This is a genomic window from Flavobacterium hercynium (assembly GCF_002217285.1).
In the GTDB taxonomy this organism is placed as follows: domain Bacteria; phylum Bacteroidota; class Bacteroidia; order Flavobacteriales; family Flavobacteriaceae; genus Flavobacterium; species Flavobacterium hercynium.
Genome location: NZ_MUGW01000010.1, coordinates 21,222 through 41,300, shown reverse-complemented (window position 1 = coordinate 41,300; position 20,079 = coordinate 21,222). Strand labels below are relative to the sequence as shown.

Here is a 20,079-nt window from a genome sequence, read left to right as displayed (position 1 = left end):
GGCTGTTTATTGTTTTAGGTTTTAACAAACAGCCAATTTTTAATTTTTAATTCTCAATTTTTAATTGTTTTTAATTGTTTTTAAATCTTTCAATCTTTCAATCCTTCAATCTTTCAATCAAAAAATCAAAAATTCAAATCTTAACGTACAATTTATGTTGGAGTAAACTTGCGGTCGTATCCTTGTGAGTTAAAAGACAAACTAATGATAAGGGCACTATTTTTATTCTTCCTTTTTGCAGGATCTTCCTTTGGACAACAGATAAAATTTGAAAACTTTACAACCAATCAGGGACTTTCTAATAATTCAGTAGCCGATATAGAAAGTGACCAGGATGGAGGATTGTGGATTGCAACCTGGGACGGTTTAAATTATTTTGATGGTTATAATTTCAAGGTTTTCAAAAACAGTTTTAGTAATCGAAAGTCTATTTCAGGTAATTACATTACGAATTTAGAGAAAGATGCTAAAGGACAAATCTGGCTCATTACTAAAGAAGGACATGTAAACCGATATTTGGGAAATGATGAATTTGAGGAGTTTAAATTTAAAAGGATTCCAAAAGAAATTCACTTGTCTCAAAAAGGAAACCTTGTCGTAGAAACGGCTTCAGAATATTATGAATTTAGAGATAAGACTTTTGTTGAAGCACCGCATTATATAGTAAAAACAAAAGATGTTAGTACTCTTAAAAATATCCTGCTTAGAAAATATCCTAAAGTAATTATCAAAGATATTCTAAAAGACAAAGCAGGAAATATATGGTTTGCTACTCGTGAGGACGGATTGTATATGATTACAAACGAATCGAATGAAAACAATATAGTACATTATACAGCTGATATATATTCGTCGTACGCTATTAAGAGTAATGAAATAGAAACAATACATGAAGACGATTTTGGCAATATTTGGTTAGGACAAAAAGATGGAGGTCTGAGTATGGCTTACAAAGGTTCTGAAAAAATAAATTGTGTAGTGCCACATCCTGTCAAAGAACCTTATTTACCGGCAGAAACTATTCGGGCGATTACCAAAGACAATCACGGTACAATCTGGCTGGGTTATTATACCAAAGGACTTTACCGCTACAACGACAAAACTCATTTTTTTGAAAAATTTAAAACAGACAAAGCCGGCTTACACCCCGATTGGGAGCGTATCCGGTCTTTGTTTACGGCAAGCGACGGAACAATCTGGGCAGGAACGTATAATGGAATTATACGTATTTCAGGAACTAATTACACCAGTTATGAAACCAATGCGATAGAAGGAATTGCTATTGACAGATGTTATTCGATGTACGAAGATCAAAACAAGCAGATTTGGATGGGCTGTTGGAATGGTCTGGCTAAATTTAATTTGACAACGAATAAGTTCGAGAAATTTAAAGGACAGGAATTAGTAAATAAATTTCATATTCGATGTGTTAAAAAAAACAATCAGAATCTTATTCTGGCAACAGAAAATAATGGAGTAGTAGTATTTGATTTAACAACCGGAACTTTAAAAAAAATCACTACCAAAGAAGGCGTTTTAGGCAATAGTATTTATTCTGTTTTAGTAGACAACAGATCCGATAATTATTGGATTGCTTCTTTGGGAGGAGTTACCGTTTATAATAAAAAAAGTGGCGTAGTAAAAAACATTACAGAATTACAAGGATTACCAAGCCACATGGTATACGGATTGATAGACAATGGCGATAAAGTTTGGGTGAGCACAACAAAGGGAATCGCTTCTGTAGATAAAAAAAGTTATACCGTTACGGCGTACAATCCTAATTACGGCTGGCAGGCAACAGAGTTTTCTGAAGGTGCTTATTATCAGGATTCCAAAGATAATTTGTTTTTTGGAGGTGTAGACGGACTCAATTATTTTAATCCAAACGCTATATACACCAACAATTCCAAAGCTAAAATAAAATTGAAAGTGGACGGTAGCGAAAATTATCTGACTGTATTAGAAAAAAGTTTTAGTGATAATGCGATAGAAATCGAAGTCATTCCGATCCTATTTCCAAAGAAAAAGAAAACAGATCTTTATTATAAATTAGAAGGAAAAGATGAAAACTGGAAGCTCTTAGCGCCCAACAATAAAATAGAATATTCCCGTTTATCTTCCGGAGATTATACGTTTTTGATAAAAGAAGGTAAAAACGGAACTCCGCAACCTGCATTTTTCAACCTTCATATTACCAAAGCATTCTACGAAACGGTTTTGTTCTACATTTTGTTATCCGGTCTTATAATCTTAGTATGTGGAGTTGTCGTTTACATTAAAAATAAAAAAGCGCTTGAAGAGCAAAAGTATCTCGAAGAACTGGTAAAAGCGAGAACGGCTGTTATCGAAAATCAGAAAAAAAATCTCGAAGAAATTAATGCTGAACTTGATCTAAAAAACAAAAAGATTGAAGAACAGAAAGAAAAACTTTTAAAGCTTCACAGTAATTTTAAAGATCAGAATTTTGAAATAGAAAAGTTTAAAACTTTTATGCTGACGGAGTTTCAGGAACCCATTTCGGCTATAATCAAAATTTCCAACTCCATTAAAAAAGATGCTGAAACCCAACGCGTTCTGACCATACAGTCGGGTAAGCTGGTGAATCTTATCTCGGAATGGAATTATTTGGAGCATGTAAAAGATCTTGGACCGATAAAAAAATCGGCAGCCTATTTATTTCCCGTTTTGAAAAATAATGTAGAGAAGCTAAAAAAGAGTTTGCAGCTCAATGAAGTTAACTTTAATTGTGAAATTGATAATTCGGATCGTTTTGCTGTAGTAGATGTGTTACGTTTAAAATTAGCATTACAGTATTTGTTTAATGATATCTGCAAATATTCCGATAAAGACAGTACGCTGAACATCGAAATTAGATATGCAAATAATGCAGTAGTTATCAAAGCTGTTTCAGATAGTGAAATCTTAAAAAACAATTGGAATACTATTTCGAATTACAGTCCTTATTTTAGAGCTTTTCAGGTTTTATTACACGATTTAGGAGGAACATTTACACCAACTACAGCAGAATTTTTTCAGGCGATATTACAAATCCCTATAGAAGTCGTTGAACCGGAATCCAATTCTAAAGAAACCATTTCGTGGAAAAATTTTACCTACGAAGATCAGTTTTCTTCCGATAAAAAATGCCTGCTTGTTTTTGGAGATCCTTACAACAGCCCGGCGGCCAATCAGGTTTTAGAAAGCGAAAATTACAATTTGATTTATGAAAGTACCGTTTCCAATTTAAATGCGGTTATCAAACAAATAGATGTAGCGGCTTTTGTGTTTTATCAGGCAACATTTACTAAGGAACTCATGAACTTTTTGAGATTAAATAAAGAAAACACCAGTCTGAAAATACCAATGATTTATATCTCCGAAGATATTAATTACGAACTCGACGAGCAATTATTAGAAATTGGTATCGATACACATATTAAATTACCGGCCAGCACATCATTTGTCAGAAAGAAAGTAGACAGTCTCATTGATCAGAATAGAGAGCCTGTACGGGAACATAAAATTCAGCAAAAAATATTCGAGATTCTTACCGAAGACAATGAACATATTACGCCAAATGAAAAGCTTTTAAAAAAATCATTAGAGATCATAAAAGAGGAATTACAGAACCCATCTTTTAATGTTGAGATGCTCGTGGAGCAATTGGGGATATCAAGAGTAAAATGCTACCGTTTGTTTAAAGAAACCTTAAATCAGTCTCCTTCGGATATTTTAGTATCACTTCGACTTCAAAAAGCAGAAGTATTGCTAAAAACAAAGCGACTGAACATTTCTGAGATTAGTTTTGAGTGCGGATATAACGATCCCAAATACTTTGGACGTTCGTTTAAAAAGTATTTTGGTAAAAGTCCGAAGGAATACAAAGAGTATTCTGCATAGAATTTCTGTTAGGGCTGTATTTACGCAAGGTTAGGATAATGTTAATGAACAAAATTACCCCATTTTCACCGTTAATTATGTCCTAAATTGACGCAAAAGTCCTCTTTCGAGAAACAAAATTACCCCTATTAGCAAGTTGCATAAAATACTTTTGGCTAAACGAAAAAACGTATTTAAATGAAAAAATTTTATGCATTGTTAATTCTTGCTTTAGGATGTATGTCATATTCCTATTCGCAGACATCGGTATCAGGAATAATACTTTCTGGCACGGATAAAATACCATTACCAGGAGTTTCAGTCCATTTAAAAGGACAGGCAAAAGGAGCAGTTACTACAGATTTTGACGGAAAGTTTTCAATTAAGTCACAGCAAAACGCAGGTATTGTAGTAGTGTCTTATGTGGGATTTCAAACAAAAGAAGTTTCTTATTCAGGTCAGGAAAAATTGACCATTTCTCTTACTGAAGAGGTTAGTACTTTAAATGAAGTTGTTGTTGTAGGTTACGGATCTCAAAAAAGATCAGATGTAACAGGAGCAATTTCTTCTGTAAAAAGCGAAAGTTTTAACAAAGGAGTGGTAGCCAATGCAGGACAGCTTATTCAGGGTAAAGTTGCAGGGGTAAACATTGTAGCGGCAAGTGGGGAACCAGGAGCTAATCAGGATATTATTATTCGTGGAGTAGGTAGTTTACGTTCCGGAACAACACCGCTTTATGTAGTAGACGGATTTGCTTTAGACAATACTACAAATGGTGTTGCTTCGAATCCTCTTAACTTTATCAATCCGCAGGATATCGAAAGTATAGACGTACTTAAAGATGCATCTGCTGCTGCGATTTACGGTTCAAGAGCTGCTAATGGAGTTGTTGTAATTACAACTAAAAAAGGATCAAAAGGAAGAACACAAATAAACCTTTCGATGACTACCGGAATTTCTACATTAGCCAATAAAGTTGATGTTTTTAGTGCTAGCGATTTTAGAACACAAGTAGGCGCTATCAACGGAAAATTATTGGATGGCGGAGCTAATACAGATTGGCAGGATCAATTAACACGCACGGCAATTTCTCAAAATGTTAACTTATCGATGAGCGGAGGAACTGATAAATCTACATATGCGGCATCGTTAGGTGCAGATAATCAAGAAGGAGTTTTGAGAAACAGTGATTTAAAACGTTATTCAGGGCGTTTAAATTTAACTCAAAAAGCATTAGATGATAAGTTGAATGTTGCTTTTAATATGACAGCAACTAAACTTGAAAATTCAAGACCGGATGCAAGAACAGTTGTTGGAAATATGCTGACAATGAATCCTACAGACGCACCTTATGTAAACGGAGAACCAAACGTTAATTTAAGTAATGATGTTTTGAATCCTTTTATCAGTGAGAGTATTTATTCTGACGAAGCAAACAACAATCGTATTTTGGCTAATATTTCACCATCTTACGAAATTGTAAAAGGATTGACATATAAATTCAATCTAGGAGTAGATTATTCATCTTCTGACAGAGACATTCAGGTTTTACCGTACAGAACAGCAACACAAACGACTTTAGGATCTTTGAATACTGTTTTTACCAGAAACAGCAACGTTTTAACGGAAAATACTTTAACGTATACCTTCAACAAAAACGCACACAACTTTACCGTTTTAGGAGGTCAGTCTTTCCAAAAAACACAAGTAAGTCAAAAAGGATTTAATTTAAGAGGATTCCCAACAAATGGGGTTGAGCCAAAATATCAGACACAAACAGCTAGTGAACCAACAACACAATCTGCGTTTGCTACAGAAAATGAGCTTCAGTCATTCTTTGGAAGAGTAAACTACGGATATGATAATAAATACATGCTTACAGCAACAATGCGTGCTGACGGTTCTTCTAAATTTGGTAAAAACAACAGATATGGTTATTTTCCATCAGTTGCTTTAGGATGGAACATCAGCAAAGAAAGTTTCTTAAGTGATTCAGAAGTGGTAAACAATCTTAAGTTAAGAGCAAGCTGGGGACAAACAGGTTCTCAGGAGATTCCTTCTAAAATTACAAAAGCAAGTTATACAGAAAGTAATACAGGAAACGATACGTACCCGTTAGACCCATCTGCTACAGATTTAAGCGGATATCCTTACGGTTCAATTTATACACGTTTGGCTAATCCGGATATTCAATGGGAAGTTTCAACACAGGCAAACGTTGGTTTAGATTTTAGTTTATTCAACAACAGATTATCTGGAACAATTGACTATTTCAACAAAACAACAGATAATATCTTATTAGAAGTAGCACCGCCGGATCCTATTCAGCCTACAGCAAAATACTGGACAAACATTCCAAACATGGAAATTGTAAACAATGGTATCGAGTTAGCTTTAGATTACAGCAGTGATAAAAGCAAAGACTTCTCGTATAGTATTGGAGGAAACATTTCTTTCACAAAAAACAAAGTACAAAACTCACCTTATCAAATCCTGACAACAGGAGGAGCACAAGGAGGAGGACAATCCGGAGCAACGATAAACGGAGTGCTTAATGGTGAGTCTATTGGTTCTTTCTACATGTACAACTTTAAAGGTATTAATGCAGCGGGTGAAAATGATTTTGCTGACACTAATGGAGACGGAGAAATTCTTGACAATGACCGTATCGTTGCAGGAAGCGCATTACCGGATTATGTGTATGCATTCTATTTGAACTTTAGATACAAGAATTTTGATTTAGGTTTAAACTTTAACGGAGTTGGTGGAAACAAAATTTACAATCACGTAGCGATGACATCATTCAACAGAGGAAGTTTAGCAAACTCTTTCAACACTACAGACAGAGCTTCACAATTTCCAAACGAATTGTCTACAAATTCTAATACAGTTTCTACAAGATACTTAGAAGATGGTGATTTCTTACGATTAAATAATGCAACGCTAGGATACAATATTAGCCCAAAAACTATTGGACTTGATAATGTAATGGACAATTTACGTCTTTCGCTAACAGGACAAAACTTGTTCTTAATCACAAAATACAGTGGTTTTGATCCTGAAATAAACACAGGAACTTCAGTTGGTGATATCCAGTCTTTTGGTATCGACTACTTCAGCTACCCACGAAGCAGAACTATTTTATTGGGCTTAAACGTAGCATTTTAATCAAAAACAACATAACATGAAAAATAAAATAATAGTAGCAACCCTTGCATTGAGTTTATTATTCAATTGGAGTTGTACTGATCTAGAAGAGAATGTATTAGATGAATCTCTTAACGGTAGCGGACAAGGAGATGCAGTGAGCGGTGCAATTGCTCCGGCTTACGGTCAGGTAATATCAACATGGTACCACACCAATAATTTTGGTTTGCAGTTAATTGCCAGCGACGAAGGTATTTTGCCTTACAGAGGAGGAACAGACTGGTTTGATGGCGGAAAATATTTAGCCGTTCATGCTCATACTACGACACCAACAAATGATCTGGTTACTACAACATGGAATGCACTTACTAAAAATATTTCCAGAACATTATCAGCTATCGAAGTATTAACGCCTCTTGCAGAAGCAGGAAATGCAGAAGCACAAGGAGCACTTTACGAAATGAAAGCATTAAGAGCATATCTTAACATGCTTACATTAGACAGCTGGGGAATTGTGTTTAAAAAAGAAATATCAAAATCTACTTCAGAAGTACTTCGCGGAGCAGAAGCTGTTTCTTATATCGAAAGCGAATTATTATCTGTTGCAGATGTGATCAATAAAGACAAAGGACCTGGTAGAATGACACAATCAGCAGTTTGGGGGCTTTTGGCGAGATTATACCTAAATGCAGGTGTATATCGTGATCCGTACGGTGCAGCAAAATTTGCAGCAACAGACATGGATAATGTTATTAAATATACAGACAACATCATAAACTCAGGTAAATTTAACTTATCACCGGAATATTTTGATTTGTTTGATGATAATAACAATTCAAATAAAGAAATCATTTTTGCATTGGATCAGCGTGGTGTTTTAAAAGACGAAAACAACCGTTGGGCATACTGGTCTATTCCGGGATCAATGTTTCCAAGACCTGAAAAAATTGATGCAGACGGAACAGATGGTCCTGCTATTACATCAGATTTTTATCAAACATGGATTAATGCGTATGGCAGCGTAGATCCGGCCGATGCAGATTCAAGATTCTACAAAGACAATGCAAAAGTACCAGCACACCTAAAAGATCTTACAGGACTTAATCCGACAAATGATCAAAATCATTACTACTGTGTAAAAGCAGAAGATTTTGAAATCGACAGAGGAATCATGAGAGGAATTCCGTGGGCTGCAAGAAAAGATGCCAGTGGTGCATTTTTTAAATGTGATGGCGGATACAGAATTTATCCTGTGAAACAAATTAAAGGAAACGGACCAGATAAAAACGTTGGGTATGTTGATCTTAAATTGAAAGTCGATTTTACGAACGAAGGAAGTTTGCACTCATCAGGATACAGAGTTTCTAAATACCAATTTAGTCATACTTCTCCTGACGGAAACACCTACAGTAGTGTAGATATCGTATTACTTCGTTATGCTGAAATTTTTATGATGCGTGCTGAGGCTAAATTAAGAAAAGGAGATAATGGTGGTGCTTTAGCAGATATGAATACAGTAAGAACGTCAAGAACAGCACGTGCTCCAATTCCAGCTGCTTTACCGGCAATAAACTTAGATATTTTGTATAGAGAATATGGATTCGAATTTTACTGGGAAGGTATAAGAAGAACTACTCAAATTCGTTTTGGACATTTTGAAGATGTTTGGACTGAAAAAACAGATACTGATGTAAACAAGAGATTGTTCCCAATTCCGCAAGTAGCAATTGACGGAGCCTCTAACATCGCTGGATATTTAGTACAAAATAAAGGATATTAAGAAAGTTTGTTTATTTGTGTTTAATCAGAAGGCTGCTATTCACAGCAGTCTTCTTGTTTTTTATTTTTTTAAGAGAGGGTAGTTTTAAAATTTTTGAAACACCCTGTTTTACTTTTTTATTCTTTTTAACCTACACAAAAAAAGCTGTTTTGCGGCTTCATTTTAAGTATAAAAACAAGCTATAAATCTGTTTTTATTTTAACGACCTTTTTGCCCCAATCCTAAAGTTTGTTACCGTTTTCTCAAAATTCATTAATTTATTTCAAATGAAAAATTCATTTTTAGTCATTACAATGTTCCTGTCTTTTATAGGAGCAGGTACCCTGTATTCTCAGGATTTACTTAAAATACATTCGCATAACGATTACAATCAGACAATTCCTTTTTGGGATGCTTATGCCAATGGAGCATCGTCTATAGAAGCCGACATTTTTTTGAAAGATAATGCCTTGTATGTTTCGCATGATCAGGAAAATATCACTGCTTCCCGAACATTAGAAACATTGTATTTGAAGCCTTTAGAAACTGCTTTAAAAATGAAATATAAAAAAGAGCAACAGCTATTTTTTTTAATCGATATAAAAACAAATGCCGAAGCAACACTTAATAAATTAATTTCAGTTTTAAAAAAGTATGAAACCTTAACCAGTGATAAAAATTTAAAAATAATCATATCCGGAAACCGACCAAATCTGGAAACTTACACTAAATATCCATCTTTTATATATTTTGATTTTCAGGAATTAGGGACATCAATTTCAAAAGAAAATTGGGAAAAAGTAGCAATGGTTAGTGTTGATTTCAAAAAATATTCCGTCTGGAATGGTTTAGGAAGACTAACGCATGAAGATCTTGATAAAGTAAGTGCTGTTATTGCAACCGGAAAAAATACTGGAAAACCTTTTAGATTCTGGGGATGTCCTGATACAAAATCAGCTTGGAAAGCTTTTACAGAATTAGGCGTTGATATCATTAATACCGATACACCATACAATTGCGCGCAGTATATAAAATCATTACCTAAAAGATTGGTAACCGCTACTAATTTTTCAAATGTTTATAAGCCGAGTTATAAAACAGACCAGAAAGACCTTCCGGTAAAAAATGTAATTCTTTTAATTGGCGACGGAAATGGATTGTCACAAATTTCATCAGCCGCTTTGGCTAATAGCGGAGCATTGTCTGTAACACAATTAAAAAGTATCGGCTTTATAAAAACACAATCAGCAGATGATTTTATAACCGACTCTGCAGCTGCCGGAACCGCTCTGGCAACAGGTCAAAAAACAAACAACAGAGCCATTGGAACAGATTCTTTAAAAAAGCCAATGGTAAATATTATGGAGCTGTTGCAAAAAAGAAATTTCGCTACAGGTGTAATTACTACAGATGAGGTTACAGGTGCAACGCCAGCTTCATTCTACGCACACAAGGTAGAAAGATCAGATACAGAAGGAATTGCAAAGGATTTACTGAAAAGTAAATTGAATCTGTTTGTTGGAGGCGGAGGCAATACATTTAAAAATGCCACTTTAGAAACTAAGTTTAAAGTTTTGAAGAATATAAATGAAATGCAAACCACAACTGCTGATACCGTTGGTGTTTTTATAGCTCCCGGCAGAGTACCATCTGTTTTAGAAGGTCGAGGAAATGCTTTAGCAGATGCTACAAAAAACAGTCTTGAATTTTTAAGTAAAAAGAACAAACCTTTTTTCTTAATGGTTGAAGGAGCACAGATTGACAGTTTTGGACACATTAATAATGCTGCCGGAATCGTAGCCGAGACTATAGATTTTGATACAGCCATAACAGAGGCACTTATGTTTGCAGACAAAAACGAAGGCACTTTAGTCGTAATTACAGCAGATCACGAAACATCAGGTTTTGGTATTCCACAGGGAGACCTGAAAAGCCACAAAATAGAAGGCGATTTTATAACCAATGATCATACTGCGACAATGGTACCTATTTTTTCATACGGACCACATTCGCAGGATTTTCAAGGTGTTTACGAAAATACAGAAGTGTTTCATAAAATACTTTCGCTATTAAAGTAAGGCGAATTACAGAGGTTATAAAATGAGCTTTTAAAAAATAGAAAAATGAAAATAAATGCCAAAACAATCCTTTTTTTAAGCATCTCGTTATTTTTAGAAATGACGGTAATTGCTCAGGAAAAAGTACATACTTACGTCGACCCGATGATTGGTTCTGAAGGAGTGGGAAGAGTTTTTGTCGGGCCTTCATGTCCGTACGGAATGGTAAAACCAAGTCCAGATTGTACAGCAGGACCTAACAGCGGTTGGTTGCCAATTCCCAAAGAAGTAACCGGTTTTAGTCAGGTGCATGTAAGTGGAACAGGAGGAGGTCCAAAATACGGAAACATTCAGATAATGCCTTTTTCAGGAGGATTAGACAAACTCGATCAGACATCTTTTAGAGCCGAAGAAAATGTAAAGCTGGGGTATTACGAAACTGTTTTTAAAGAAAACGGAATAAAAACCGAAATAACAACAGGCGAAAAAGTTTCCTTTTATCGTATTACATATCCCAAAGATCAGGTCAAAGCTTTAAAGATTGATCCCGGATTTTTCTTAGGAGAACAAGAAGAGCCTGACGGAAGAGAAGCACAGCAATTTGTTGGTTCACAAATAGAAATAGTTTCTGATACAGAAATTCGTGGATACAGCAGAATTCGAGGCGGATGGAATAATGGTCGTGCGTATACGGTTTATTTCTGGGCCGTTTTTGATCAGCCTATTGCGAAACACGTTACTTACAAAGACGGGAAATTTTATCCGAATGACAGAGCACAATTTGATTCTGGAAAAAAAACAGCGGCATTGGTTTCTTTTGGAAACGAAGGCAAACAAGAGCTTAATGTAAAAATTGGAATTTCATTTTTGAGTGAATTAAAAGCAAAAAACAATATAAAAGTAGAAATTCCACATTGGGATTTTAATGCCGTTTTAGCGACTTTAGAAAACAAATGGGAACAGTTATTAAACCGAATCAGACTTTCGGCAGATACTTCTGTCGATTATAAAAAAATGTTTTACACAGGTTTGTATCATACGATGATTATGCCTGTAGACCGAACAAATGAAAATCCGTTATGGACGAATAACGAACCGTATTATGATGACTTCTATACGATTTGGGATACATTTAGAACTTCAAGTCCGTTAATCACCTTAATTGATAGTAAACGTAAGGTAGAAATCATTAATGCAATGCTGAATATCTACAAACGAGAAGGTTATTTGCCGGAAGGCAGAAGTGGTAATGATAACGGAAGAACACAAGGCGGTTCGAATGCTGAGGTAGTTTTAGCCGATGCTTTTGTAAAAAACTTAACCGGTATCGATTATGAATTAGCTTTAAAAGCGATGCTCAAAGATGCTACCGTACCACCAGGAGGAAATGAAGAAAAAGAAGGTCGAGGCGGTTTACTGGATTATATACGATTAGGATATGTACCATACGGAACGGATCGTGCAGGAAACAGAACTATCGATTATTCGTATAACGATTACAACATTGCAGTTGTTGCGAAAGGGCTCAATAAAATGGAACTTTATGAGCGCTACATGAAACAGGCAGACAGCTGGCAGAACTTATGGCGCGCAGATTATACGGACAAAGGAGCAACAGGATTTATAATGCCCAAAGATGCTAATGGAAAGTGGTTAGACGATATTGTTTTTGGAGAATCAAAAATTCAGAAACCAACTTTTAAATATACACCTGTAATTATCGAATCGCCTTGGTACGTTTGTCATTGGTGTGTATTCTTTTACGAAGGTACTTCATGGGAATATTCATTTAGCATTCCGCATGATGTTCCGGAGCTTGTTCGCAAATCAGGTGGTGAAAAAGCCTTTGAAACCCGATTAGATACTTTTTTCAATTCAAATTTATATAACGTAGCGAATGAACCTTCGTTTTTAACACCATGTTTGTATCACTGGATCGGAAAACCGTATTTAAGCAGTGACCGAATAAGTACTATCATCAAGAATAATTTTAATACATCACACAAAGGTTTACCCGGCAATGATGATTCCGGAGCCATGTCGTCTTGGTTGGCGTTTCACATGATGGGATTGTATCCTAACGCAGGACAGCCATATTATTTACTGAATACACCTTTGATAAAACAAACAACCATGACATTAGAAAATGGTAAGAGTTTTACAATCAGTACTAAAAAAAGGAGTGATAAAAACAAATACATAAAAGCTGCTTTTTTAAACGGAAAGCCACACAACAAGGCATGGATTTCACATGATGATATTATGAATGGAGGTGAACTCCTTTTCGAAATGGATTCGAAACCTTCGGCTTGGGGAACAACAATTTTACCACCAACAAAATAAAGATACAGCAAATGAAAAATGCACTTTTATCCCTTCTTCTTTGTGCCTTTTATCAGTTCGCAGGAGCGCAGAGAAGTGTACCGGAACTCAAAAACAATACAACCTTGCATTACGAATGCAAACTGCATGGTCAGACAAGAGCCTTGAAGCTAACCGCAAACGTAAGTTCAGATACGCTGGTTTTTCACTTGGAAACCAGAGGAGTAAAAAGCGATATCGTAATTGCACAACAAGCTTTAAAAAACGGAACAGCATTAAGTTTTAATCAAGGCGAAAATACAGCTGTTTTGCATCTAAAACCAACCGAGACTTTTTTTATGATTTCGCGTTCAGCTTATCAGGATTTAGTACAAAACAATAAATTTGTATACAACAATACAACCTATGATGTGGTAAATCCAAAACCAAATGATGAGGTTTTCATAGAAGGAAAAGCAATAGATGTGCTGCATGTAAAAGCACAAATTGACAACACAGCATTATGGATTATAAAAAATCCTGATTTTCCGATAATCTGTAAAGTCGATAAAAATCCGCTGGGAATAGATTTTACTTTAATGAAAATAGAATAGAAGTAATTAAAGTTATTGTTTATCGTTATCCTAACAGGTTTTCAAAACCTGTTAGGTATTTCATGTAAGATTTAAGATAAAGCCATTGGCTTAACAAATTTTTGTAGCGCCGGATTTTAGTCAGGCGTTATAATTATGTATAAAAAAAGTCCCACCGAAGCAGGACTAAAGATTTTCATCTACGGCATATAGCCTTATTGTGATAAGATTAAAGATTAGAAATTTTAATCAGTTACAAATGTATAGAAAAAATAAATTGATTCTAATGAGGAAAACCGTTTTTTGATATATTTTTTTTATGTTACATTTCGTACGTAATAAATTTTAAGAGATATGGCAAAGATTTTAGGATTAGATTTAGGTACAAATAGTATTGGTTGGGCATTAATAGATGATACATTAAATAAAGTATTAGGTATTGGAAGTAGAATATTCCCTATGGGAGTTGAAAATCTTGGAGATGGCGATAATGAAATGTCTAAAAATGCAAGTAGAACCGGAGCAAGAGGAGTTCGACGTCAATTTTTTAGAAGAAGACTAAGAAAGAAAATTTTACTTCAAAAACTTTCTGAAAATAGTATGTGTCCAATGGATTCTAAAGATTTTGAAAACTGGAATAAAACAAAATTATTTCCAACAGTTAAGTTAGCAAAATGGTTTGCATTAAATCCTTATGAGCTTAGACAAAAAGCTCTAAATGAAAAATTATCATTAGAAGAAATAGGTAGAATTTTTTATCATTTAATTCAAAGACGAGGATTTTTAAGCAATAGTAGAAAAGGAGGTAATGATGATGGTGCTATTTTTAAAGGAAATCCAAAAGAAGGAAAAATTGGAATTGATGATACATTAGAAAGCATTGAAGGTAAAACACTGGGTTCTTATCTATTCGAAATATATCCAAAAGAAAATCAACCTTTTCAGGATGGCTTGGAGAGAATTAGGAATAGGTATACAACTCGTAAAATGTATGTTGATGAATTTGAATTGATTTGGAATAAACAAGCGCAGTTTTATTCGAATTTAGATTTAGAATTAAAAACACTATTTGGAGGAAGAAAATTAGACGGATATAAAGAAGATGGAATTTTGTTTCATCAACGCCCTTTACGTTCACAAAAACATTTGGTTGGTAATTGTACTTTTGAACCAACAAAAACTAAATGTCCAATAAGTGCTATTCCTTTTGAAATGTTCCGAATTTATCAGTGGGTAAATACAGTAGAATACAATGGAAAGAAAATTTCTCAAGAAGAAAAAGAAAAAATAATTGAACTATTGTTATCTTTTGATAAGATTGAGTTTAAGAAATTACGAAAAGCAATTGGTAAAGAAAGCGCCGAATTTAAATTCAATTATAAAGATGATGATAAAATAGTAGGAACATACACTATATCTAATTTATCAAGTAAAAAATTCTTCGGTAAGAGATGGTTTGATTTTTCGGAGAAGGAACAAGAAGATATTTGGCATGTTTTGTATTTTTTTGACAGCAAATCAAATCTTAAAGAATATGCTATTAAGAATTGGAATTTTACCGAAGACCAAGCCATTGCGATATCAAAATTTAATGTAAAAGATGGCTATGCAAGTTTAAGCAGAAAAGCAATTGGAAATATTTTACCTTTTATGCAGCAAGGATATACCTATGATGTTGCTGTTGTAATGGGCGGAATTAAAAACGCTTTTGGAGATAAGTGGCAGAATGATACCTTTAAAAATAATCAAAAGCAGTTGGAACTAATTGATAATATTGAAGATATTATTAGATCAAAAATTTCAGGAGGTTTTATCGATAGTATTAAAAATATAATTTGTAAAGAATTTGGATTTGAGGATAAGCAATTAAAAAAACTTTACCATCATTCTATAGTTATTGATGTAAAAAGGCTACTGGACAAATTACCAACTGATAAAGAAGCTGATAAAGAAATTCAAGCTATTAGAAATCCTATTGTCATTACAGCGTTGTTTGAATTACGTAAACTCGTTAACGAATTAATAGATGAACATGGACAGTTTGATGAAATAAAAGTTGAAATGGCTCGTGACTTGAAAATATCTAAATCACAACGAAATAAGATTCGCAGAGATCAAAAACGATTAGAAAGAGAAAATGACAGAGTTAAAACTGAAGTTGAAAAATATAGCAGAGTTTCTCACGATACTATTTTAAAATTTAAACTTTGGGAAGAGTGTAAACAAACTTGTCCATATACTGGAGCTTCAATTCCTATTGCTAAACTGTTTACAGGTGAAATCCAAATAGAACATATTCATCCATGGAGTCGTTCACTAAATGATAGTTTTAGTAATAAAACATTATGCTATGCGAATGAAAACAGACTAAAGGGAGATAGAACGCCGTTTGAATTTTATGGAAACGATGAATCGAATTGGTCAAGTATTAAAGAAAGAGCATTAAAATTATTTTCAGATACAAAAGAATATCCGAATGCATACCAGAAATTTAAAAGATTTGTGCAGTTAAAATATGACGACGATTTTACATCGAGACAACTCAATGATACTAGATTTATAAGTAAAGAAGCGAAAAATTATTTAGCACAAATTTGTAATAAAGTAGTTGTTTCGCCAGGTCAAATGACTGCAAATCTCCGTCAGAAATGGGGCTTAAATAATGTTTTAAATGAAGAGAATATTAAAACGCGTGCAGATCACCGTCATCATGCGATAGATGCTTTAGTACTGGCTTGTGGCAAAACGAGTTATTTGCAAGAGTTATCGAGATGGAATCGTTACAACAGAAACTATGATTTAAAAAAGTTTCCTCTGCCTTGGGAAACCTTTAGGTATGATGCAGAAAAAGCTGTGGATAAAATATTAATTTCACATAAAAGACTTAAAAACATTGTAACTGTTAGAACAAATAAAACCGAAAAAAATGGAAATACTCATAAAAATACAGGAGTAGCAGCGAGAGGACAATTGCATAAAGAAACTGTTTTTGGAAAAAGAAACTTTAATGGAGAAGAAGCATTTCATATTAGAAAAGCAATAGATAGTTTAACGACTGAAAAACAACTAGAAAAAGTAGTAGACGAAACAATAAAAAAAATAATACATAAAAGGATTCAGGAATTGGGAGGATTTGTAAAAGGAACAATTCCTTTAAAGACTTTTTTTATAGTTGATCCAAACGGAGTTAAACAACCACAGATTTTTTTACCTAATAAAAATGGGAATCCTGTTCCTATTTTAAAAGTAAGATTGAAAGAAAATATAGGAAAAGCCGAGCAGCTAAAAGATGATTTAAATCAATGGGTAAATCCAAGAAACAATCATCATGTACTTATCTACAAAGATGAGAAAGGAAATTTAAAAGAAGAAGTAGTTACGTTTTGGACGGTTGTGGAAAGAAAAAGAAAAGGTTTTCCTGTTTATCAATTACCAATAGATGGGATAGAGATAATTACTACTTTACATATAAATGATATGTTTTTACTTAATTTAGATGAAGATGAAATAAACTGGAGTGATTTAGATTATGAAAGGTTAAACAATAATTTGTTTAGAGTACAGAAGTTGTCGTCTAAATTTTATGAATTTAGATTAAGTTCTGAGTCATCGATACAAAATAATTTTCAGCCTTTTTATATTCGAATTAACAGTTTTGGTGATGGTAAAACAGGTTGGAAAACTTTTAAACCAATTAAAGTTAAAGTTTCTGTAAGTGGAAAAATTCAAAAAATGTAATTTCATTTCAAAAATTTGGTATGATTTTATATCTACTTAAATTGTTGATATGACATGACATGACAAAGTATATTCTTAACTACTCCTTATGAAGAGTGATTGAAAATCAGATTGAGGCAGAAGAATTTATTATCAAATTAATGTAGATAAAAAGAAAGAAGTGATTAAAAGTATTTGAAGGTAATATTATAACGGTTCTTTGACATAAATTTCCGAAATTTTAATTTCTAAAAAACAACTTAAAGATTAATAAAAAAAATATTTTTAGATTCGTATGGTAGGAGCATTTTCATGTTGTGGTTTGATTAAAGATTAGAAAACATGATATTTTTGTACCAACAATCTCACCGTTCCAATTAGTTGTGGTTTGATTAAAGATTAGAAAACACGATATTTATATTCTTTCTATTTATTGAAGCTGAGTAGTTGTGGTTTGATTAAAGATTAGAAAACACGATATTCCTTATCCAACAAGTTCAACATTCGAATTGTTGTGGTTTGATTAAAGATTAGAAAACACGATATTAAATGCTCGTCTGTTTTAGTGTTCCAAATAGTTGTGGTTTGATTAAAGATTAGAAAACACGATATTACGTTATGGAAAAGAATATTTATCAGATATGTTGTGGTTTGATTAAAGATTAGAAAACACGATATTATTGGGGCGAAATAAAAGAAAACTCTATACGTTGTGGTTTGATTAAAGATTAGAAAACACGATATTACTTAGTTTGGATAAACTCAGGTAAACAGAGTTGTGGTTTGATTAAAGATTAGAAAACACGATATTGTCTGGTTTTTCCGGATCGACGTAAGGCTTGTTGTGGTTTGATTAAAGATTAGAAAACACGATATTACTTTAGCCCTGTTCGGTTTAAACAGTTTCGTTGTGGTTTGATTAAAGATTAGAAAACACGATATTCTACTTCAAACCTTATCCATTGCAAGCCCTGTTGTGGTTTGATTAAAGATTAGAAAACACGATATTCCTGAATTCCAATTGCTACATTATAAGCCCGTTGTGGTTTGATTAAAGATTAGAAAACACGATATTTCCAAAAAACATTTATTTTACCAGGCAGGAGTTGTGGTTTGATTAAAGATTAGAAAACACGATATTTAACATATCCAGTTTTATTGCAATAAACTAGTTGTGGTTTGATTAAAGATTAGAAAACACGATATTTTTGGCAATAGATCATACGGCGTACATTGAGTTGTGGTTTGATTAAAGATTAGAAAACACGATATTTATTCAGAATGGATTGAATTTACATTCTTTGTTGTGGTTTGATTAAAGATTAGAAAACACGATATTATTTGATGGAGAAACCTATTACAAGTACGTGTTGTGGTTTGATTAAAGATTAGAAAACACGATATTCACCTGCTGCAAGATATAAGATAACCGGAAGTTGTGGTTTGATTAAAGATTAGAAAACACGATATTTCAAAACCAATTACTTTAAAATCTTCGCATGTTGTGGTTTGATTAAAGATTAGAAAACACGATATTCATTGGACGAAACGGAATTATTTAAGACCGGTTGTGGTTTGATTAAAGATTAGAAAACACGATATTTATATCTAACGAGGTTAATGCGTCTACTATGTTGTGGTTTGATTAAAGATTAGAAAACACGATATTACAAGTTATCTATTGGAAAGAGGAAACTAAGTTGTGGTTTGATTAAAGATTAGAAAACACGATATTTTATACTTCATTACATTTTATTTCTTTCATGTTGTGGTTTGATTAAAGATTAGAAAACACGATATTCTATATTACATTTATTTATATCTTATATTTGTTGTGGTTTGATTAAAGATTAGAAAACACGATATTATCAATCCTTCTTTAATATCTATCATTGCGTTGTGGTTTGATTAAAGATTAGAAAACACGATATTAAAAAGCTTCGCAGAAAGCCAGCGGGACCTGTTGTGGTTTGATTAAAGATTAGAAAACACGATATTAATAATCCTCCAACACCTCAGGGGTTTGGTGTTGTGGTTTGATTAAAGATTAGAAAACACGATATTTGTTCGGGATTGGCATTAGACCGGTCCCTAGTTGTGGTTTGATTAAAGATTAGAAAACACGATATTAGGGAAGAATGTCACGCCCGCATCAAGAAGTTGTGGTTTGATTAAAGATTAGAAAACACGATATTGTTGATACGGCAAACAGTGAGCCTTGGTATGTTGTGGTTTGATTAAAGATTAGAAAACACGATATTTCATTTTTTTTTACATTATATTCTTTTATTGTTGTGGTTTGATTAAAGATTAGAAAACACGATATTTTGCCTTGTTTTATTTTTATCCTTCATTACGTTGTGGTTTGATTAAAGATTAGAAAACACGATATTTATCCAAAAACAAAACCTTATCCCCACCGCGTTGTGGTTTGATTAAAGATTAGAAAACACGATATTTGATGTTTGGAATCAGTTAAAAGAAATGGTGTTGTGGTTTGATTAAAGATTAGAAAACACGATATTTACTTGACTCTATTGGAAAATGGGAGAACAGTTGTGGTTTGATTAAAGATTAGAAAACACGATATTTTGATTTGTTTACAACTACCGTAGTTTGTGTT

General features: G+C 33.5%; 7 protein-coding genes and 1 CRISPR repeat array (1 of these 8 cut by a window edge). All 7 genes read left to right on the top strand.

Going from position 1 to position 20,079, the window contains the following annotated elements; translation table 11 throughout:
• Positions 1-204 precede the first annotated feature (204 nt).
• The 7 genes from B0A66_RS05340 (at position 205) to cas9 (ending at position 17,477) form a co-directional block, all read left to right on the top strand.
• Positions 205-3,903 carry a two-component regulator propeller domain-containing protein gene (locus B0A66_RS05340; protein ID WP_089048827.1) on the top strand — a complete coding sequence of 1,233 codons (3,699 nt, stop codon included), beginning with the start codon at positions 205-207 and terminating at the stop codon, positions 3,901-3,903.
• A 177-nt stretch (positions 3,904-4,080) separates the two neighbouring features.
• Positions 4,081-7,050 (top strand): SusC/RagA family TonB-linked outer membrane protein, encoded by a 2,970-nt coding sequence (locus tag B0A66_RS05335; RefSeq protein ID WP_089048826.1) that lies wholly within the window; start codon positions 4,081-4,083, stop codon positions 7,048-7,050.
• Between the two features lie 16 nt (positions 7,051-7,066).
• Positions 7,067-8,809, top strand: a complete 1,743-nt coding sequence (locus B0A66_RS05330) for a RagB/SusD family nutrient uptake outer membrane protein (protein WP_089048825.1) — start codon at positions 7,067-7,069, stop codon at positions 8,807-8,809.
• 266 nt (positions 8,810-9,075) lie between these two features.
• Positions 9,076-10,866 (top strand): alkaline phosphatase, encoded by a 1,791-nt coding sequence (locus B0A66_RS05325; RefSeq protein ID WP_244283391.1) that lies wholly within the window; start codon positions 9,076-9,078, stop codon positions 10,864-10,866.
• A 45-nt stretch (positions 10,867-10,911) separates the two neighbouring features.
• The gene (locus tag B0A66_RS05320) at positions 10,912-13,188 is read left to right on the top strand and encodes a GH92 family glycosyl hydrolase (protein ID WP_089048824.1); all 2,277 of its coding nucleotides are present in this window, start codon (positions 10,912-10,914) and stop codon (positions 13,186-13,188) included.
• Between the two features lie 11 nt (positions 13,189-13,199).
• The gene (locus B0A66_RS05315) at positions 13,200-13,760 is read left to right on the top strand and encodes a hypothetical protein (protein WP_089048823.1); all 561 of its coding nucleotides are present in this window, start codon (positions 13,200-13,202) and stop codon (positions 13,758-13,760) included.
• Positions 13,761-14,093: 333 nt separating this feature from the next.
• A complete protein-coding gene (gene cas9, locus B0A66_RS05310; RefSeq protein WP_089048822.1) occupies positions 14,094-17,477 on the top strand; it encodes a type II CRISPR RNA-guided endonuclease Cas9 in 3,384 nt (1,127 codons plus the stop codon).
• 293 nt (positions 17,478-17,770) lie between these two features.
• Positions 17,771-20,079: direct repeats of the CRISPR family, unit length 36 nt; unit sequence GTTGTGGTTTGATTAAAGATTAGAAAACACGATATT (it continues 230 nt past the right edge of the window).